Annotated in this window: 18 protein-coding genes and 1 pseudogene; 11 read left to right on the forward strand and 8 right to left on the reverse strand. The window is 62.8% G+C overall.

Features of this window, described 5'->3' with window-relative positions:
- Window positions 1–43 precede the first annotated feature (43 nt).
- The 6 genes and pseudogenes from M2390_RS12455 to M2390_RS12480 form a co-directional block, all read left to right on the forward strand.
- A pseudogene (locus M2390_RS12455) lies at window positions 44–859 on the forward strand (ABC transporter ATP-binding protein); the annotation flags it as partial.
- 275 nt (window positions 860–1,134) lie between these two features.
- Window positions 1,135–1,821 (forward strand): ABC transporter permease, encoded by a 687-nt coding sequence (locus M2390_RS12460; RefSeq protein WP_030147806.1) that lies wholly within the window; start codon window positions 1,135–1,137, stop codon window positions 1,819–1,821.
- Window positions 1,814–2,527 (forward strand): ABC transporter permease, encoded by a 714-nt coding sequence (locus M2390_RS12465; protein WP_259179150.1) that lies wholly within the window; start codon window positions 1,814–1,816, stop codon window positions 2,525–2,527. Before M2390_RS12460 ends, M2390_RS12465 begins: the two co-directional genes overlap by 8 nt.
- A complete protein-coding gene (locus tag M2390_RS12470) occupies window positions 2,524–3,456 on the forward strand; it encodes an ABC transporter substrate-binding protein (RefSeq protein WP_259179151.1) in 933 nt (310 codons plus the stop codon). Before M2390_RS12465 ends, M2390_RS12470 begins: the two co-directional genes overlap by 4 nt.
- Window positions 3,457–3,626: 170 nt before the next feature.
- Window positions 3,627–3,938, forward strand: a complete 312-nt coding sequence (locus tag M2390_RS12475; RefSeq protein ID WP_259179153.1) for a helix-turn-helix domain-containing protein — start codon at window positions 3,627–3,629, stop codon at window positions 3,936–3,938.
- Window positions 3,939–4,066: 128 nt separating this feature from the next.
- The gene (locus M2390_RS12480) at window positions 4,067–4,651 is read left to right on the forward strand and encodes a DUF3887 domain-containing protein (RefSeq protein ID WP_259179156.1); all 585 of its coding nucleotides are present in this window, start codon (window positions 4,067–4,069) and stop codon (window positions 4,649–4,651) included.
- 349 nt (window positions 4,652–5,000) lie between these two features.
- On the opposite strand, the gene M2390_RS12485 is transcribed toward M2390_RS12480, so the two are convergent.
- Genes M2390_RS12485 through M2390_RS12490 form a run of 3 tightly spaced genes read right to left on the reverse strand, consistent with a single transcriptional unit; the run spans window position 5,001 to window position 7,100 of the window.
- Window positions 5,001–5,942 carry a sporulation-delaying protein SdpB family protein gene (locus M2390_RS12485; protein WP_259179157.1) on the reverse strand — a complete coding sequence of 314 codons (942 nt, stop codon included), beginning with the start codon at window positions 5,940–5,942 and terminating at the stop codon, window positions 5,001–5,003.
- A 4-nt stretch (window positions 5,943–5,946) separates the two neighbouring features.
- On the reverse strand, window positions 5,947–6,522 hold the full coding sequence (locus tag M2390_RS16210) for an SdpA family antimicrobial peptide system protein (protein ID WP_396823050.1): 576 nt from the start codon (window positions 6,520–6,522) through the stop codon (window positions 5,947–5,949).
- A gap of 11 nt (window positions 6,523–6,533) precedes the next feature.
- The gene (locus tag M2390_RS12490; protein WP_259179160.1) at window positions 6,534–7,100 is read right to left on the reverse strand and encodes a hypothetical protein; all 567 of its coding nucleotides are present in this window, start codon (window positions 7,098–7,100) and stop codon (window positions 6,534–6,536) included.
- A gap of 266 nt (window positions 7,101–7,366) precedes the next feature.
- On the opposite strand from M2390_RS12490, the gene M2390_RS12495 reads away from it, so the two are divergent.
- Window positions 7,367–8,281 (forward strand): CPBP family intramembrane glutamic endopeptidase, encoded by a 915-nt coding sequence (locus M2390_RS12495; RefSeq protein WP_259179161.1) that lies wholly within the window; start codon window positions 7,367–7,369, stop codon window positions 8,279–8,281.
- Window positions 8,282–8,367: 86 nt separating this feature from the next.
- Here M2390_RS12495 and argG read toward each other — a convergent pair whose 3' ends face one another.
- The 4 genes from argG to M2390_RS12515 form a co-directional block, all read right to left on the reverse strand.
- A complete protein-coding gene (gene argG / locus M2390_RS12500; protein ID WP_030147813.1) occupies window positions 8,368–9,789 on the reverse strand; it encodes an argininosuccinate synthase in 1,422 nt (473 codons plus the stop codon).
- Between the two features lie 201 nt (window positions 9,790–9,990).
- On the reverse strand, window positions 9,991–10,644 hold the full coding sequence (locus tag M2390_RS12505) for an ABC transporter ATP-binding protein (protein ID WP_259179165.1): 654 nt from the start codon (window positions 10,642–10,644) through the stop codon (window positions 9,991–9,993).
- Between the two features lie 12 nt (window positions 10,645–10,656).
- On the reverse strand, window positions 10,657–12,630 hold the full coding sequence (locus M2390_RS12510; protein ID WP_259179168.1) for a hypothetical protein: 1,974 nt from the start codon (window positions 12,628–12,630) through the stop codon (window positions 10,657–10,659).
- 7 nt (window positions 12,631–12,637) lie between these two features.
- A complete protein-coding gene (locus M2390_RS12515) occupies window positions 12,638–12,928 on the reverse strand; it encodes a lactococcin 972 family bacteriocin (RefSeq protein WP_259179171.1) in 291 nt (96 codons plus the stop codon).
- A gap of 191 nt (window positions 12,929–13,119) precedes the next feature.
- On the opposite strand from M2390_RS12515, the gene M2390_RS12520 reads away from it, so the two are divergent.
- The 3 genes from M2390_RS12520 (at window position 13,120) to M2390_RS12530 (ending at window position 15,754) form a co-directional block, all read left to right on the forward strand.
- Window positions 13,120–13,599, forward strand: coding sequence for a DUF3151 domain-containing protein (locus M2390_RS12520; protein WP_030147820.1), 480 nt, complete (start codon window positions 13,120–13,122; stop codon window positions 13,597–13,599).
- A 111-nt stretch (window positions 13,600–13,710) separates the two neighbouring features.
- On the forward strand, window positions 13,711–14,997 hold the full coding sequence (locus tag M2390_RS12525) for an adenylosuccinate synthase (RefSeq protein ID WP_030147821.1): 1,287 nt from the start codon (window positions 13,711–13,713) through the stop codon (window positions 14,995–14,997).
- Between the two features lie 7 nt (window positions 14,998–15,004).
- A complete protein-coding gene (locus M2390_RS12530; RefSeq protein WP_259179173.1) occupies window positions 15,005–15,754 on the forward strand; it encodes a signal peptidase I in 750 nt (249 codons plus the stop codon).
- Here the strand turns inward: M2390_RS12530 and M2390_RS12535 are convergent.
- Window positions 15,743–16,648: an alpha/beta hydrolase gene (locus M2390_RS12535; protein ID WP_259179174.1), complete on the reverse strand. Its 906-nt coding sequence runs from the start codon at window positions 16,646–16,648 to the stop codon at window positions 15,743–15,745. The genes M2390_RS12530 and M2390_RS12535 overlap by 12 nt on opposite strands.
- 466 nt (window positions 16,649–17,114) lie before the next feature.
- Between M2390_RS12535 and M2390_RS12540 the strand changes: the two genes are divergently transcribed.
- A complete protein-coding gene (locus M2390_RS12540; RefSeq protein ID WP_051701715.1) occupies window positions 17,115–17,687 on the forward strand; it encodes an alternate-type signal peptide domain-containing protein in 573 nt (190 codons plus the stop codon).
- The last annotated feature ends 87 nt before the right edge of the window (window positions 17,688–17,774 follow it).

A 17,774-nucleotide genomic window follows, 5' to 3' on the forward strand; every position in this document is an offset into this window, starting at 1 on the left:
GTACTCACAACCGCACGCAAAACGTGCGAGATGGGGATGATCTGTGATCGAGTTTGACGGAATTTCGAAACGCTTCCCGGATGGCACCCTCGCGGTGGACCACTTCTCGCTGCGCCTGCCCTCACGCGAAATCACCGTGTTTGTGGGATCCTCGGGGAGCGGTAAGACCACCCTGCTGCGGATGATCAACCGCATGGTGGAACCCACCTCGGGTCGCATCCTGATCGACGATGAGGACGTCGCCAGCCTCAACCCGGTGACCCTGCGCCGCCGGATCGGCTACGTGATGCAGAACTCCGGTCTGCTGCCGCACCGCACGGTGCTGCAAAACATTGCGACCGTGCCGCTGCTCAATCGTGTGCCCAAGGCCGAGGCCGTGGCGCGCGCCCATGAGCTCATGGAAACCGTGGGGCTGGATTCGGCGCTGGCCAAGCGTTACCCGGCCGAACTCTCGGGTGGACAGCAGCAGCGGGTGGGGGTGGCCCGCGGGCTCGCCGTGAACCCGAACATCCTGCTGATGGACGAGCCCTTTGGTGCGGTGGACCCGATCGTCCGCCGCGAGCTTCAGGAGGAGCTGCTGCGCATCCAGCGCGAGCTGGCCAAAACCATCGTGTTTGTGACCCACGATATTGATGAGGCGTTCCTGCTCGGGGACCACGTGACGATCCTCTCCCGGGGCGGACACGTGGCCCAGCACGGCAGCCCGGACGAGATTCTCTCCAACCCGGCCAGCGAGTTTGTGGCCGACTTCATCGGTGCCGACCGCGGCCGCCGCGCGCTGACCCTGCGTCAGAGCGAGGGGCGCACGCTCGTCGTGGACGGGACCGGTCGCATCGCCGGTGTGCTCGGTGCCGAAACCGCGACCGGCCCGGTCTCGGTGGGTGCGGGCGGACGCGATGAGCACCTGGGCGAGATCACGCTGGGTACCGAGGCGGCAGACCTGCCGGACCTGGATACTTCTTCGCCGAATTCGGGGGAGCTTGGCTCGTCCTCTGAGGCTCCGGAGGTGGATACCACTTCGCCGAATTCGGGGGAGCTTGGCTCCGAGAATGAGGCCCCGGAGGTGGATACCACTTCGCCGAATTCGGGGGAGCTTGGCTCCGAGAATGAGGTTCCGGAGGTGGATACCACTCGATGAGTTGGCTCTTCGAGAACCTCTCCGATGTGTGGGCCCTGGTGCTCACACACGTGGCGCTGAGCGTGCCGCCGATCCTGCTGGGGCTGATCATCTCGGTCCCGCTGGGCTGGGTCGCGCACCGCTATCGCTGGGGTCGCGGAACCCTGCTGACCATCGCCGGGCTGCTCTATACGATCCCGTCGCTGGCGCTGATCATCGCGATGCCCACGATCCTCGGCACTCAGATCCTCGACCCGATCAACCTGATCGCCGCGCTGACCCTGTACGCGGTCGCGCTGCTCGTGCGCACCGCCGCCGACGCGTTCGACCAGGTTTCGCCGCAGGTGCTGGATGCCGCGACCGCGCTGGGCTACGGCCCCTGGCGGCGCTTCTGGCAGGTCCAGTTGCCGCTGGCCGGACCGATCATCATCGCCGGGACCCGCGTGGTTTCCAGCAGTACGGTGAGCCTGGTCACGCTGGGCGCGCTGGTGGGAATGAGTGGGCTGGGCTACCTGTTTACCGATGGTACCCAGCGTTCGTTCCCGTTTGAGATCGGCGTGGGCATCGTGGGCACGGTCCTGATCGCGCTGATCTTCGACCTGATCATCGTGCTGATCGGCAAGGCGCTGCTGCCCTGGTCGCGCACGCGCCGGGTGCGCAACAAGACCAATGCGGAGACCCTGGAGGTGACCACGAATGCTTGACGGCCTGAACTGGTTGCTGGATCCCGCACACTGGACCGGCTCACGCGGGATTCCCACGCGGCTGCTGGAGCACCTGGCAATCACCGGGATGACCCTGCTGATCGCCGGGGTGATCGCGCTGGCCGCCGGCCTGGCGATCGGTCACACCCGCCGCGGCCGCGGACTCGTGGTGGGCCTGAGCGGCGCGCTGCGCGCGATGCCGACCCTGGGTCTGCTGGTGTTTATCGCCGTACAGTTCGGCTTCGGGGTGCGCCTGGCGATCATCCCCACGCTGATCGTGCTGGTGGTTCTGGCCATTCCGCCGATCCTCGCCGGGGCGTATGCCGGGATCGAGTCGGTGGATCCGGCCACCGTGGACGCCTCGCGCGCGCTGGGCCTGACCGAGTGGCAGATCCTCTGGCGGGTGGAGTTCCCGCTGGCGCTGCCGCTGATCGTGGGTGGGCTGCGCTCGGCGATGCTGCAGGTGGTCGCGACCGCCACGGTCGCCGCCTATATATCCCTCGGTGGCCTGGGGCGCTTCCTGTTTGATGCGCTGCCGCTGCGGGACTATCCGCAGATGCTCGCCGGCGCGCTCCTGGTGGCGGCGCTGGCTCTGATTCTTGACCTTCTATTCCTGCTTGTGGGTAAGGCGGTGCTCCCCGCGGGGGTGCGCGCGGCCCGCGGCAATCGACGCAGTAAAACCCCTACCGAGAGGACAGCAGCATGAATATTCGTGGAGCAAAACGGGGACTGACCCTGGCCCTGGCCGCCGGCGCGATTTTTGCCCTCAGCGCCTGCGCCAGTGGCGACCCGCTGAGTGGTGGCGGCAGCAGCGCCGCCGGAGACACCATCGCTATCGGCTCGGCGGCCTTCGCCGAGAACGAGATCATCGCGCAGATTTACGCGCAGGCGCTCGAGGCCAAGGACATCAAGGTCGACTTCAAGGGTCAGATCGGCCAGCGCGACGTCTACCTGAAGGCCCTGGAAGACGGATCCCTCGACATCGTGCCCGAGTATTCGGGTAACCTGCTGCAGGCATTCGACAAGGACTCCAAGGCGTCGACCTCCGAGGAGGTCGAGAAGGCCCTGGGCACCGCGCTGACCAATGGTCTCGCGGTCCTCAAGGCGTCGCCGGCGGAGAATAAGGACTCCTATAACGTCACCAAGGAGTTCAGCGAGCAGAACAACGTGAAGAGCCTCGCGGACCTCGCGGGCCTTGACCGCGACCTGACCGTGGGTGGTAACCCCGAGCTGGAGCAGCGTCCCTACGGTCCTCCCGGACTGGAGTCGATCTACGGTCTGAGCGCCGCCAAGATCAAGTTTGTGCCGCTGAGCGACTCGGGTGGGCCGCTGACCGTGGGTGCGCTGAAGGATGGCACCGTGGACCTCGCGGATATCTTCTCGACCACCCCGGCGATCAAGGAGAACGGCTTCGTGACCCTTGAGGACCCGAAGAACATGATTCTGCCGCAGAACGTCATTCCGCTGGTGAGCAAGAAGGCCAACACGGACAAGGTTGCCGAGGTGCTCAACAAGGTTTCGGCCGAGCTGACCACCGAGGACCTGATCGAGCTCAACGGCAAGAACCAGGGGACCGAGAAGGCCAGCCCCAAGCAGCTGGCCACCGACTGGCTCAAGGAAAAGAAGCTGATCTAGTTTCACCTGCTTAAACAAACTGCCCGCCCGGATCGTGATCCGGGCGGGCAATCCGTTTTGTTCCTGCAGGTGGGAATCGAAAAGACAGTATCTTTTCGTCATATTGACGAGTAACATCTCCCTTAATCGACTTTCTGCCTATCCGGCTCGTCGTTATCTGAGGAGTTTTCATGGCTGTTGAGCTGTCGGTACCCGTCGTCCAGGCCGCCAAAAGCATGGGCGAAGACCTCGCGGGATGGCGCAAGATCCTCGGACTCACCACCACCCAGGTGGCTGAGCGGGCAGATATCAGTCGGGACACCCTGCGCAAGGTTGAGCATGGCGACCCCACGGTGAGCTTCCATGTTGTGCTGCGCGTCGCGCGGGCGCTGGGCGTCCTGAAGACCCTGGCCGATGCGCTCGATCCGCTGAGCACCGACCTCGGCCGTGCCCGCGCCGGGCTGCTCAACCGAAAGCGCGTGCGACAGCCCTCATCGAAGTAGCGCGATCGACGCGCCCTGCTGTCTGCGCACGTGGGTCACTCGCTCCATTTTGTTTTCTTCGATAAACAGCCCTGCTGGTTTGAGTTCAGTGTTGACCGAGTGCTACGTGTAAAGGTAATATTTACAATATGGCAAATGAAGATCTGTTGAAACTCGCGATAGATGCAGTTGTTACCGCGCCTGCGGCCAGCGTGCATCGCATTGCTGCATTGGATGCGCTTCGAGTCCTTGCAGATTCAACGTTGCATGTGGAGGTATCCAAGGCGCGTGAAGAGAACGTTACGTGGTCCGCGATTGGGCAGAGCCTTGGAGTAACGAGGCAAGCCGCTTTCCAGCGGTTTGGTACGGGTAACAAAGAGCAGGAACGGAAAGGTGAGATTATGTCGAAGACGCTGTTGTTGGAGGTTCCGGAGCATGCGAAGAAAATCGTGCGCGCAGTCGCATCATCAGAAACCGGAGATGCTATCTCTACCTACTTTGGGGCGGAGGCGATCGCCGTGTTGACGCCAGAGAAACTCGATACCGTTTGGGCGGGGCTCCTTGCTTCGTTTGGTAAGTGGGAGGGATTTGGCGAGGGTTCTGCTCTGGTGCTGGGCGAGTATGTTGTTGACGAAACCCGATTGGAATTTGAAGCGGGCGCTGTGACTTTTCGGACCTCGTGGAGCGCAGATGGAAAGATTGCAGGCCTCTTTTTCTTACCCGTTGCCGGCTGACAATGCGCGCCCGCCAGTTGGGCTTTGAAGCGACCATTGCGGGCGGTGCCGCCGCCGCATCATGGTTTGTCTCTCCGGAAGCGGGTGTGTCCTTGCACTGGAGCCCTGATCAAGAGTATGTTTGGCGCTCACCTGCGGGGCTCTATGCGCTCATAGTGGCCGTGGCTGTAGTTGTGCTGGGTCGATTAGTCACAGCGTTCGCGAACTCCAAATTATCGGTGGAGCGTGAGCCGTGGCGAGCAGAAATTGCGTTAGGACTCGCGTCTATTTCGTTTGCTGGGGTTCAAAATGTTGGGGATAGCGTGACGCTATTGTCAATCATCGTGGCCTGTGCCGTGGGTCTTGTCTGCTATTGGGCCACTGGACGCTTGTTCGGCAATTCTTCGACGCGGACATCGTCTTGATCATGTGGAGTCCTGCGCGTGTGTATCGACGATACTGGTAGTGATGCAGCAATAATCACGGCACCACACATGATGAGGCCAAAGCTCCAGAGTCCAAGTGCAATTATGATTCCGACATGTAGCACTATTGCCAGGATGACGGAGACCCGTCTCAGGGGTGTAGTGCCGAGTATCAATACCGCGATGAGTACTTCGATGATGATCGTGCCCCAGGTGAGAGCCGCGGTCCCTAATGGTACGTTGGTGACTGATTTCAGCAGGTCCCCCACAAACCCGGTTGCGCCAAAGAAATGTTGGCGGCTGATGTAGAACATTGCGCTTCCGTTGATCCAGTCTGCGACGCCAAGCTTTGCCAGGGCGCTGTGCAAATAGATTCCGGCAATTTGGGATCGGAGCACCCACTGTATGGCGGCCGCAATTCCGTCACTTCGTTTTAGCGGTTCGCGGCTGCCGGGCTCGAGGCGGGCGGGCCAGGACCATTTTCTTCCATCCGCGAGGCAGAGCGGGATTAAGAGGATCGTGGTAGCGGCAAGTACGGCTTCCCCTCCATCCGGAAGGCTGGTCGCGTGTAGGAACGAAATCGTGACCCAGGCGTGGGGGACGGCGGTCCACCGAGGACGCCACCCCAAAGCTACGAGTAGAAGGATCACGATCGAGATGACTCGGCCGGTGGAGAATCCTGTGGGAGAGCCTCCTCCAATGCAGTAAGCGGAAATCGTAAAAGCGCCCGAGCAAGATGGTTCTGCGCCCCCACCAACAGGAACCGTCAGCGCCCACGCGGGGGTAAGTAGGAGAACGCTGAGCTGCGCAAATGCGAGAATCGTTCGTCCGAATGTGTATGTATTCTCTATTTTCCGGGTGAAAAACTTTGGCCCAAAGGGGTTCAATTTTCTACCTTCTGCAATCTATCGTCACGTAAGCAATTCGCTCCGCTGTATGCGGCCCATCGACTAGCTCTCGGAAGCTCCATGCCACAGGTTTCTCCTGAAGCAAGATCACATCGCCACAGAGCGAGGGGTGGGGAACCGGGGTCTTGATGCGCTCGAGTCGATTAGATTTCGTGTAGCAGGCTTGAGGGAGGTCGCCCGGCGTGCACTCCACCCAGGTTGCATCAGTGCTGAGGGCCGCAAGCTCTGGCCCCTGCGCTCGTTGAGTTCTTGTGAGCCCCCAAAGGTTTTCAACCTTTGACTGCGGCGTGGTCTGGAGAGAGGTCAACCCACTTGCCGTGGGTCGATATGCGACGATTTCGATGTCTTGTGGGTCCTTACTGAAGAATGCCCAGCCCTGGGGGAACACGGCGCTGACAAAACTCAGAATTTGAGGGTTCGAAGAAGGCTTCAGTACGTTGCTGGGGTATGAAGCGGCCACGGTCGTAAGCAGCAGCAAACCAGCCAGGCCCACCGTTAACCAGAAGGCACGGTGAGCCTGGGCATCAGTGCTGCGCTCCCCGGATGGAGCGGGATTCATTGTTCGTTCTTCTAGCGCAGTGCGGTGAGCGTTGCGGCAATTTCGTCTTGCGAGAATCGTGAAGTGCTGTTGTCGCCACGGTAGGCAACCACGACTACCACGGCGCCGGCAACAACGAGCTCGATAGCGACGAGCACGTTGACGATTCCCCAGATGACGCAGTTTGTAGAAATGTCGCCGGGAATCTGGTCCTGCGCAACCTTTTCGAGGGTCCCCGTGAACGATTTCAGACCCTGCCGAATCTTATAGGGGTTACCCGAAAGCACAGCCTTAGCAACGTGAGTTCGGAAATTCGGATCTGCTGCCACGATCTGTCCCGTTGCGGCAGTCACGGTTTCAGGTGAGACGGTTTGTGATTTGAGGCCGAGTTTCTTCACCTCGGAGGGGTTGTTCTTCGCAACTGCCCCGCTTCCGAAGACTAGGAATTCGACGACGTCAGCGTCCGTATATGCATCAGTCGTTGACGAGGCGTTTTCGATCTTCGTCGGCGCTGTCGCAGCGGATGCAACGTTTACTGAGCCAAAGATAAGTGCGGTCCCGGTGATGAGGCCAAGCGATATCTTTATGAATCTGTGCATTTCATCTCCTATAGCAATCTATGCGGCCTCGTAATTCGAAGTCGTAGATCGGAGTGTATCGTTAATATTTACAAGTATCGACAATATTTACGCACAAATTTGAAGCAGTGACCGTACCTCTTTCTAACGCGAACTTTTAAAAGTTTGCACCGATGGTGGACAGTCGGCAAAGCCATCCGCGATAATCGGGAACCATTATGTCTGACACCGGTGTGAGCGAAAACAACTTTCCGAAAGCCGAAACGCGGCCCGACCGAGTAGCGCGCGTGCCCTGGGCCGCGGTCATCGTTTTTACGGTGGTGGCCTGGGCGCTGGCCTGGCTGATCATCCTGCCGCTGTGGCTGACCGAGACGGACAGCCCGGTGTACCCGCTCCTGGGCGGAGTCCTACCCGCGGCGATGATGTTCACTCCGCTGCTCGCAGTCCTCGTGGTGGTGTTCGCGATGAAGGTGCCGCGCGGGGAACGCCTGCGTTTCCTCGGCATCTGGCCGCTGCGCCCGGCCAAGCGCGTGGTGTGGTTCACGGTGTTGGCGGCGTTCGTGCCGCTGCTGCTGGTTGCCGCCTGCCTGGGTATCTCGGCGCTGTTTGGATGGGTCACCCTCGACCTGGTGAGCTTCTCCGGCTTCCGGGCGATGCTCGGCTCCACGCTGCCCGTGGATGAGTCGCTGATCGGGACGATCGTTATCGCGCAGATTCTCTCCATCCCGCTCGGTGCCCTATTCAACGCGATTCCCGCGTTCGGCGAGGAAATCGGCTGGCGAGGATGGCTGCTGCCGGCGCTGCGTCCGCTGGGTATCTGGCCCGCGCTGATCCTCAGCGGCGTGATCTGGGGCGTCTGGCACGCGCCGGTTACCCTACTGGGCCACAACTTCAACCAGCCCGATCTCTGGGGTGTGCTGACGATGGTGGTCGGCTGTGTGCTGTGGGGCATGCTGTTCGGCTGGGTGCGGCTGCGCACTGGCTCGATCTGGCCCGCGGTCATCGGCCACGGTGCCCTCAACGCCTCGGCGGGCCTGATCTTCCTGCTCTCGGCGGCGGGTGCCCCGATGAACCTGACCCTGGTGAACCCGCTGGGGGTTTCGGGATGGATCGTCATCGCGATCATCGTGTTGGTCCTGGCCCTCACCGGCCAGTTCAAGCAGGAGCCGCAGCTCGCGCCCAAACGCATCCCGAGCGTCTAACCCACGCAAAACAAACTGCCCGCCCGGATCATGATCCGGGCGGGCAGTGTGTTTGGGGGCGTGAGCCCGGCGCAGACGAGTGGCGACTAGTCGGTGCCGGTCTCGAACGCGGCCGAGAGGCCCAGGGTGTCGGCGTCGGCGTCGATGCCACCAACGGCCTCGGCGATCTTCGCCGCGGCACCCTGCTCCAGCTCACCGACCAGCTCGGCGGTGGCGCCGCCGACGAGGCCGAGGGCCGCGTACTGCTCGAGGCGGGCACGCGAGTCGGCGATGTCGAGGTTGCGCATGGTCAGCTGACCGATACGGTCCTCCGGGCCAAACGCGGCACCGACGGTCCGCTCCATCGAGAGCTTCTCGGGGTGGTAGCTGAGGTTCGGACCCGTGGTGTTCAGGATCGTGTAGTCGTCGCCGCGACGCAGTCGCAGGGTGACCTCACCGGTGATGGCCGAGCCAACCCAGCGCTGCAGCGACTCGCGCAGCATCAGGGCCTGCGGGTCGAGCCAGCGGCCCTCATACATCAGGCGACCGAGCTTGCGACCGTCGGTGTGGTAGCTGGTGAGGGTGTCCTCGTTGTGGATCGCGTTGACCAAGCGCTCATAGGTGATGTGCAGCAGCGCCATACCCGGAGCCTCGTAGATACCGCGAGACTTGGCCTCGATGATGCGGTTCTCGATCTGGTCGGAGGTGCCCAGGCCGTGACGGCCACCGATGGCGTTGGCCTCGTAAACCAGGGCAACCGGGTCGGTGTACTCGACGCCGTTGATCGCGACCGGGCGGCCGGCCTCGAAACGAACCGACACCTCCTCGGTGGCGATCTCGACGTCTTCGCGCCAGGCGGCGACACCCATGATGGGCTCGACGATGTCGAGGCCGGCGTCGAGGAACTCAAGCTTCTTCGCCTCGTGGGTGGCACCCCAGATGTTTGCGTCGGTCGAGTAGGCCTTCTCGGCGGAGTCGCGGTAGGGGTAGCCGTGCTCGACGAGCCACTCGCTCATCTCCTGGCGTCCACCCAGCTCCTCCACAAACTGGCTGTCGAGCCAGGGCTTGTAGATGCGCAGTGCGGGGTTGGCCATCAGGCCGTAGCGGTAGAACCGCTCAATGTCGTTGCCCTTATAGGTGGATCCGTCGCCCCAGATCTCCACGCCGTCCTCCTTCATGGCGCGGACCAGCAGGGTGCCGGTCACGGCGCGGCCGAGGGGGGTGGTGTTGAAGTAGGTCTTGCCGCCGGAGCGCACGTTGAAGGCACCGGTCTGGAGGGCGATGAAGCCCTCCTCCACGAGTGCACGCTTGGCGTCGACAAAGCGGGCCAGCTCGGCACCGTACTCGAGGGCACGGGCGGTGACGCCGTCAATGTCGGGCTCGTCGTACTGACCGATATCGGCGGTGTAGGTGCAGGGGATCGCGCCCTTGTCGCGCATCCACGCGACTGCACAGGAGGTATCGAGGCCGCCGGAGAAGGCAATACCGACGCGCTCGCCTACGGGGAGAGAAGAAAGAACCTTGGACATGTCTTTATCCTAGGTGCGCGGCGAGCCTCCGCGCACCTGCAGACGGGATGCAGCCCCGGAAAATCGTGCAGCTCTGGGGTATGAGCGGCGGTCAACGGGAGGGAAAGCGGTACCCAATGGCAGCGAAAAGGCCGGTTCGCACGTGGTACGCGGTCGGAACTCGCTGCCGGAGGACTCCGGGGCAAGCCAAAACGGGCACACCTAGTCGAGCCTGGGTCCGGGTCCCAAACGGACCCGCGCATCGCAGCGTGGGATCAGATCCTCATCATGGGTGGCGATCACGACCGCGGCCCCGCGTTCGGCTTCCCCCAGGAGGAACGCGGTGACCAGTTCGCGGTTTTCCCGGTCCAGGGAGGCCGTGGGCTCATCCGCAAAGATCACATCCGCCGCCCGAAACATTGCGCGGGCGAGGCCGACGCGCTGTTTCTCGCCGCCGCTGAGGGCGGATACGCGTTCCTGAGCCCGATCGGGTAGTCCCACCCGTTCCAGAATGGGCAGAATTTTTGAGGCCTCTCGCCGCCTGCGCCAGAACGGTGGCAATCGGGAGAGCATCACGTTATAGGCGACGCTCTCCTCCTCGATCAGCCCATAGTCCTGGAAAACGAAGGCCGCATGGTGTTGCCAAAACGCGCGTCTCCGAGCATCTTTCCATCGTCGAGTCTCCCTTCCATTCACAGTGAGGGTCCCGTGCCCAATCGGAACGAGTAGGCCAAGCACGTTGAGCAGGGTGGTTTTCCCCGAACCACTGGGCCCCACCAGCGCCAGCGTCTGTCCCGGAATCACGTGGGCGTTGACGTCTTCAAGGACCGTGCGTCCGGCGATGGTCACGCTGATGTCGGAGGCGACAATTTCCATGATTTCCTTTGGCTACGTCGTGCGATTGATTCGAGAATTAAACGTGGTTGCCGCCGCACGACGGTGCAACAGCAGGGTCGGGGCGAGATAGAGCGGAAGGGCGAGCAGCGCCCACACCGCCGAGATATCGCCGAATCGCGGCAGCACGAGGGCCAGCGTCACCAGCGCGGCCAGCGCCGCCTCCCAGCAGATCCGGCCCGAGAGTATCCGTCGCCAGGTCCACCCTGAGGTCCGCTGCACGAAGAGCCGCCGCGATCGGGTGAGCGCGGCAATCCACGCCGACACCGCGACACTGGTGAGGAGCGCGAGCAACACCAGTAGCGCCGAGAGGGTGAGTGTTTGCGCCACCATGCCCTGTTGCTGAGCCGAATACAGACCGGCATCGGACACCCGATCCACCGAGCGAACGTGGCTGCCAAGTGGCTGTTTCCTGAGGAATGCCTGCACCCACGCCGAGTCCCCAAAGATGAGGTTTCCCGAGCTGATTGTGGATTCCAGGAAGCCGTCGGTGAAGGTGCTGGTGACGCTGTCGGTGACCAGTATCAGGGGACGGTTCAGCAGGCGCAGCTCTCCCAGCACGGGCGAGATTCCCGGGAACGGTTCGGTGCCCGTGTACCGAAACGCGGGCAGCACGGTTTCTCGGCCCGCGTCCGTGCGCCCGGCTCGATTCCACAGCGGGAACGAATCGGAGAGATAGCGTGACAGATTTGTGGGGAGCTGGGCATCTGAGACCGGTTCGCCCTGGGCACCGAGTGGGCGCGCACTACCGGGAGTGAAACCGAGGGCCGGCCCAACAGCATCAAGGTAGGTGCGGTTAACCATGACGATGCCGTCATACCCGTTCGCCGCCAGTGTTTCGTTATCCGCGGCTCCCTGCGCGTAGGCGAACGCCAGGCTTCCCCTCTCATCCGCGTCTCTGGCCAGATCGGTGAGACCGGCGGGAAGCGAGTCGCCGTCTGAGGGCCCACCTAGGCGCAGCGAAACGTACCGATCCAGGGACGCCCAACTCGTTTGCTGACGTGTGAAATTCGAGGATTCCTGCGCGGCCGACACCACCGGGGGCAGAAGCAGAGCGACCAGCAAAAGCGTGGCAATTTTCAGGACCTCGGCCATGGTCGCAAAGTGTCCCTCGGGCGGCCGACGCGAGGCGATGGTTGCAATCGAAGGCCAGGTGAGTGCACTCGTGAGGAGCCCGGCGATCACCATCGCCACGAGCGATACGGTGATGAGCCCACCCAGCGCCCACACAAAGGGAGCGAGGGATGAGATTCTGCCCGAGCCGATCACTAACGCGACCGATATCAGCGCGGCACCGATGACCGGAAGGAGACAGATCCGCAGGAGGCTCCCCAAATCATCAACCAGGATTCTCCGCTTCGACGTTCCGCACAGGATTTTGAGGGCGCGGGCTCGGGCGCGTAGCGCATACCAACAGATGCTGACGGTGACCAGCAGAATCAGGCAGGTGAGCAGGGGCAACCAAGCCCCGGTGTTGAGCAGGGCATATCCCAGAATCGTGCCAGCATCCCTCTGCTGGACCGTGAAGATGGCACCGGAGCTTTTGAGCCACGAGTCCAGGGCTGCTACCGCGCTCGTGCTCCCAGAATAGACAAGGGTGCCATCGAGCGGGGTGTCACCGAGGTCGGCGGCTGAGCGCAGCTGTCCCGTCACCCCCGGGCGAATCCAGTTGAGGGTTTGCGGTCGTGCCGGTGCATCGGGGCCAAAGATGAGGAGGGACCTGGTGGAGAGAAAATCACGCGGTCCGGCGACCACCTTAGCCAGGCGGAGTCCCGAGCCTGAGGCAAGGGCATCCAGGCCGGCTACCAGTTCGTCCTTATTTAGGGGGGACTGGGTGAAGTTCACGCTCGCTGTGTACTCGGCACCGTCGGGGAATCCGTCCTCCTCCGCCATAACGTAGAGCGCCGAGATGACGGCGAGGAACAGGGTGACGCCGGCCGCCGTCACCCGGACGAGGATCCTCAGCATCGGCTAGCTAGCACACTCGGTAGTAGTACTTATTATTGGTCCATGGCGTCGCATTGATTGCAGCATTGGACCATTCATTTGCAGCAATATCAATCGTTTTGTAGTCAGCCCAATCATTCTTGACTGTCGAGCCGTGGCACCGATTTACGTAATAGTCCGAGTACGCACGGACCCCTGCGGACATTCCGTAGTTCCAGGTTCCACCTTCAACGGGCTTCGCCGCATATGCGTAGGTGAGACTTGCGCCGGAGAGAACGCCGGTGAGAATCACCGCCGAGAGTATCTTTCGAGTGAACATGATTTTCCCTTCGTGGTGGCCGCAACGTTGCGGTTGGGGATGAGCGTAGGCCCGCACGGAATGGATAGCTCCTGATTTTGGGAAGATATCAAGCGTGGGTGAGGTGGATTTTTACGTTCCGCCGCCTGCGAGAAACCGGGAAAAATCGGCCGGGGGAGGACGTGTCGGGCATCCCGCGGTAGGCTGGAGGGGTGACAGAACATAACCTGCTCGGAATCCCGGAAACCCGCCTCCCGGAAGAACCGGAGGTTAGCCGCGCCCTGGAGAAGGCCGTGGGCATCGACGAACTCGAAGCGATCGTCGCCGCACACCCGTCGTCCTCGCTTGCCTGGGCCGCCCTGGCACAGGCCGCCGCGAACTCCGAGCGTCCGATCACCGGATACGCCTACGCCCGCGTCGCCTACCACCGTGGGCTTGATTCGCTGCGTAAGGCCGGCTGGCGTGGACAGGGCCCGATCCCCTGGTCGCATGAGCCCAACCGCGGAGTCCTGCGCGCGCTCTACCTGCTGCGCCGCGCGGCCCTGGACATCGGCGAAACCGCCGAGGTCACCCGCCTCACCGAGTTCCTGCGTGACGCCGATGAAACCGCCATCGCGCAGATTGAGAACGAAAACGTGCCGGCCGAACCCGCACCGACCACCGAGGCATTCTTTATTCGCGGCCTGGATTAGGCCGTCGTCACGGGTCAAGAGGACCGTCACCGCAACACCATTTTGTGAGCGCGCCCGAAAGCGCCTCCACCACAAATTTGTACGTGCAGCACCGAAAGAGGGAACACCACCATGCCGGGAATTGTGATCGTAGGAGCCCAGTGGGGCGACGAGGGTAAGGGGAAGGCTACCGACCTCCTCGGCTCGCGCATCGACTACGTGGTCAAGTTCAACGGCGGGAACAACGCCGGTCACACCGTGGTGGTGGGCAACGAAAAGTATGCCCTGCACCTGCTGCCCTCGGGCATCCTGACCCCCGGCGTGACCCCCGTCATCGCCAACGGTGTTGTCGTGGACCTCTCGGTTCTGTTCCAGGAGCTTGAGGCTCTCTCGGCTCGTGGCGTGGACGTGTCCAAGCTGCGTATCAGCGCCAACGCGCACATCATCACCCACTACCACCGCACCCTGGACAAGGTGACCGAGCGCTTCCTGGGTAAGCGCCAGATCGGTACCACCGGTCGCGGTATCGGTCCGGCCTACGCCGACAAGATCAACCGCGTGGGCATCCGCGTGCAGGACCTGTTCGATGAGAACATCCTGCGTCAGAAGGTTGAGGGTGCCCTCGGCGTCAAGAACCACCTGCTGCTCAAGGTCTACAACCGTCGCGCGATCACCGTGGACGAGATCATGGAAGACCTGCTCAGCTACACCGAGCGTCTGCGCCCCATGGTTGTTGACGCCTCGCTCGAGCTCAACCGTGCCCTGGAGCGCGGCGAGAACGTGCTCTTCGAGGGTGGCCAGGCCACCATGCTCGACATCGACCACGGCACCTACCCGTTCGTGACCTCCTCGTCGGCAACCTCGGGTGGCGCCGCCACCGGTTCCGGTGTGGCCCCGAACAAGCTGGACCGCATCATCGGCATCGTCAAGGCCTACACCACCCGCGTGGGTGCCGGCCCCTTCCCGACCGAGCTGTTTGATGCCTCGGGTGACTACCTGCGCGCCAAGGGCTTCGAGTTCGGCACCACCACCGGCCGTCCGCGCCGTGTGGGCTGGTATGACGCCCCGATCGCCCGCTACACCTCGCGTATCAACGGTGTCACCGACTTCGTGCTGACCAAGCTCGACATCCTCGACGAGCTCAAGACCATCCCGGTCTGTGTCGCCTATGAGGTAGACGGCGTGCGCCACGACGAGGTTCCGGTCTCGCAGACCGACTTCCACCATGCAACCCCCATCTATGAGGAGTTCCCCGGCTGGGAGACCGACATCAGCGGCATCCGTGAGTTCGATGACCTGCCCGAGAACGCACGCAACTACGTGCTCGCCCTGGAGAAGATGAGCGGTTCGCGCATCTCCGCCATCGGCGTGGGCCCGGGCCGCGACGCCATCATCGTGCGTCACGACCTGATCGACTAGGCCAGACATGACGAACGACCCCGCCATCCCGGAACGTGAACCGGTGAGCCGCCCCGAGGCGCGCACATCGGATGAACCCGGGGAGGCGGGGCCGTTTGCGTCGGTGCCCGCGGAAGGCACTGCTCCCACTCCCGCGGAAGCGGACGGAACCGCCCCCGCCGAGCCTGTCGCGGGCGAGACTGACGAGCCCGCGGTCGGTGCCGAAACACCCGCTCCGCGCTCCCGCGGACGCCGCATCGCCGGACTGATCACCAAGGTCATCTCCTGGATCGTGATCGGTGCCGCCGTCCTGCTGATCGTCGCCTTTGTGCTTGTCCCGCGCGTCACCGGAGCAACCCCCTACACGGTGCTGACCGGGTCGATGCGCCCCAACATGCCCCCGGGAACCACGGTGGTGGTGCGCCCGATCGACTTCGACGCGATCCGCGTGGGCGACGTCATCACCTACCAGATCGCCTCCGGCAAACCCGAGGTGGTGACCCACCGGGTGATCGCCGTCAACGTGACCCAGGACGGTCCGCGCCTACAGACCAAGGGCGATGCAAACCCCGCGCCGGATCCGAACCCCGTCCGCCCCGAACAGGTGCGTGGCAAGGTCTGGTACTGGGCACCTTTTGTGGGGTACCTCAGCCAGGGAATCCAGTCCGACACCCGTACCTGGGTGGCTCGTGGGATCGGCATCGCCCTGATCGGCTACGCCGCGGTTGTGGTCGTGGGTGCCGTGCGGGGTCGCGCCCGTCGCCGCCTAGAGCAGTGAGTCCTTGGCGAGAACTTCCCGAAGCACGGTGACGGTGCGCTCCAGCGCCTCCCGACCCGCGGGCCCACCCGACGGATCCTTGAAGTACTGAATGTAGCCGTGCGTGGCGTCTTCGGAGACGATCAGGGTGGTCGGAATCCCTGCGGCTTCCAGGAGCGTGGCAAACTGCCGGCTGTCGTCCAGGAGTGGATCGAGGGTGCCCACGGCGAGGATCGTGGGAGGCATCCCCTCCACGCTGCCCAGCAGGGGCGAGATGCGCGGATCCCCGAGGGAGATGTCCGACCCGAGATAGGCGGCATCCACCCCGCGCATCACCTCATGGGTGGGGAAGTACTGGTCGCCCAGTCGCGCCCAGGAATCCGTAATCGTTCTAAAGTCCAGGAGCGGATAGAACAGGAACTGCGCGACGAATCCCGCCTGTCCCGTATCCCGAGCCTGTGCCACCGCGAGCGGCGCGAGGTTTCCGCCCGCGCTGTCGCCACCGATCACGATACGGGTGGGGTCGATCCTCAACTCCTCGGCGTGCGCCCGTGCCCACAGCGAAACCGCGGAGACATCATCGAGACCGGCGGGGAAGGGATTCTCCGGGGCCAGCCGATAGTCAACCGCGAGTACGGTCGCCGAAACCCCGAGCGCGAGTGCCCGGGCGAGGACGTCGTGGGTTTCAAGGTCCCCCGACACGAATCCGCCCCCGTGGATGAAGATGATCAGTGGAAGGATCTGGTCCGAGTCCGTGGGGCGATACTCTCGCACCCGGATTTCTCGATCGGGTCCGCTCGCCGGAATCTGTCGTGTGCGCACGATGCTCACCGCATCGGCGGCACCCGCCATCGAGTTCTGCGCGGAATACGACTCGCGCATTCCCCGGGCAAACTCCATATTCGTCTCGGTCATGATCTATCCCCTATTCACATCGATTGATCCCACTTCGTGGGTTGTGACGTAAATAAGCGTTCACTGTACGGGAAAATTCCCACCTCGGATGGGGGCATCCTGCGCCGAGCGTGCGGTTGGGGGACCCGACGGACCTAATCTTGAGGTTTCCTTGAGCTAACGATGTCCCCCGCGCCAAAAATTGCGAAATGTTGTCACGATTACGTCGGTCATCTTGAGCCGGGATCGCAATTATTGAGTCAACGGCAAGCGAGACCGGCCCGAACCGGTCAGACACCAGGATGTAACCCGAAATTGCATCCACCCGAGGACAACCCGAGGACAACCCGAAATTGCTCTCACAGCCGAGGACAACCCGAAACTGTTCTCATCGAAAACCACCCGAAATCGTTTTCATCGCCGTCACCCACCCGAAGCAGTACTCGTCACCTCCCCCCCAAGACGACCTCCCCCCAAAGGACTTGCCATGAAGAAGACCACCACCGCTGCAATCGCCGCTACCCTCGGCGCAGCACTCCTGCTCGGCGGCGCCGGCACCCTGGCCTACTGGACGGACACCAAGGACGCCCAGGCTCAGACCATCAACTCGGGAAGCCTCGAGCTGGGCCAGATCGGTTCCGCCAACTGGAGCGTGCAGCACGTTGTGGGAAACACGAAGACCCAGCCCACCCAGGTTGACCCCTCGTCGTTCCGCATCGTTCCCGGTGACGTCCTCACCACCACCGTCAATGTTCCGGTAACCCTGACCGGAAACGACATCAAGGCCAGCCTCAAGGTTGACCAGCTGCGTTGGGAAGCCAGCTCGCTGCGCGACAAGCTCTCGGTTGCGGTTGTCAGCATCAAGGGCCAGACCCCGGTTGATGGTGCGGTTACCCTGACCAGCACCAACGGCCAGAGCACCGTCAACGTGCCCGTCGTGATCGCGGTGACCTACAAGTGGGATGGCGAGACTCCGGTCGCCGCCAACCGTGGCGAAATCAGCAACAGCGCAACCCTGCAGGCCAAGTACACCCTCACCCAGGTTGCCGCCGGCCAGTAACAAGACTCGTGACCCTCGCTGAATCCCCCTTCGGGCGGAGGTCACGGATACGTCCCCACAGCAATATCGTGTGACGTATCACCCGGT

This window comes from Mycetocola sp. BIGb0189 (assembly GCF_024810155.1).
Lineage (GTDB): Bacteria > Actinomycetota > Actinomycetes > Actinomycetales > Microbacteriaceae > Mycetocola > Mycetocola lacteus.